Consider the following 1,396-nt stretch of genomic DNA (forward strand, 5'->3'; position numbering starts at 1 on the left):
GGAAAGGTGAGCACAACCGTCTATTCAAAGAAAATTTTGATAGTCATCGTTTATTATTGGCAGCGACCAAACTTACNTTCAATCACCCAGTGACGGGGCAAAACGTGACATTAGAATGTCCGCTAGAAGAGAGCTTTACAAAGGCACTTACGAACTTGACACCTTACGAAGCAAAGCCTGATTAATAGTCAGGCACAAAAAAACCGATACACTTTCATGTATCGGTTTTTAGAACTTAGCTTTGCTTAAAGTGCAGCGTCCAATTCTGGAACAGCTTCAAACAAATCAGCAACCAAACCGTAATCAGCAACCTGGAAGATAGGAGCATCTTCGTCTTTGTTGATTGCAACGATTACTTTACTGCCTGACATACCTGCCAAGTGCTGGATAGCACCCGAGATACCAACAGCGATGTAAAGGTTAGGTGCAACAATCTTACCTGTTTGACCAACCTGCATATCGTTAGGTACGAAGCCAGCATCAACAGCGGCACGTGATGCACCTACAGCAGCGCCTAGCTTGTCAGCAACAGACTCAAGAATCTTGAAGTTGTCGCCATTTTGCATACCACGGCCACCAGAAATCACGATGTCAGCAGCAGTCAACTCTGGACGATCAGACTTAGCCATTTCTTCACCAACGAAGGTAGAGATGCCAGCATCCTGAACGTTATCAATAGCTTCAACAGCAGCAGAACCACCTTCAGCAGCAACAGGATCAAACGCAGTACCACGAACAGTGATTACTTTGATGCCGTCAGAAGACTGAACAGTAGCGATCGCATTACCTGCATAGATAGGACGAACGAAAGTATCAGCTGATTCAACTTTGATGATGTCAGAGATTTGCGCCACATCCAACAAAGCAGCTACACGTGGAAGGAAGTCCTTACCCGTAGTGCCCGCAGAAGTAACGATGTGAGAATAACCTTTACCAAGATCAGCAACTAGTAGAGATAAGTTCTCAGCTAGAGAGTGACCGTAGGCTGCATTATCTGCAACCAATACTTTAGCAACACCTTCAGCTTTAGCAGCTGCTTCAGCCGCCGCACCACAACCTTCGCCTGCAACTAGCACGTCGATGTCACCACCGATCGCTTTTGCTGCACTCAAAACGTTTAGGGTAACTGGCTTGATGCTACCGTTATCATGATCTGCAATTACTAGTATACTCATGTTAGATCACCTTCGCTTCAGTCTTAAGTTTGTCAACCAATTCAGCAACATCGGCAACTTTAATACCTGCTGAACGCGTAGCTGGCTCTTCAACCTTGGTAATCTTCAAGCTAGCAGCAACATCAACACCCAGGTCAGCTGGAGTTGTCATTTCAAGCGGCTTTTTCTTCGCTTTCATGATATTTGGAAGAGAAGCATAACGTGGCTCGTTCAAACGCAAG

General features: G+C 45.4%; 1 protein-coding gene and 2 pseudogenes. 1 reads left to right on the top strand and 2 read right to left on the bottom strand.

What is annotated here, in order from left to right; translation table 11 throughout:
* Nucleotides 1–185: pseudogene (locus A3761_RS28390) on the top strand (tRNA pseudouridine(65) synthase TruC); the annotation flags it as partial.
* Between the two features lie 60 nt (nt 186–245).
* Here the strand turns inward: A3761_RS28390 and A3761_RS02305 are convergent.
* Together A3761_RS02305 and A3761_RS02310 are read right to left on the bottom strand one after the other, a co-directional pair.
* Nucleotides 246–1,175 (bottom strand): electron transfer flavoprotein subunit alpha/FixB family protein, encoded by a 930-nt coding sequence (locus A3761_RS02305; RefSeq protein WP_068508383.1) that lies wholly within the window; start codon nt 1,173–1,175, stop codon nt 246–248.
* Nucleotide 1,176: 1 nt separating this feature from the next.
* Nucleotides 1,177–1,396: pseudogene (locus A3761_RS02310) on the bottom strand (electron transfer flavoprotein subunit beta/FixA family protein); the annotation flags it as partial.

It is taken from the genome of Oleiphilus sp. HI0123 (assembly GCF_001635315.1).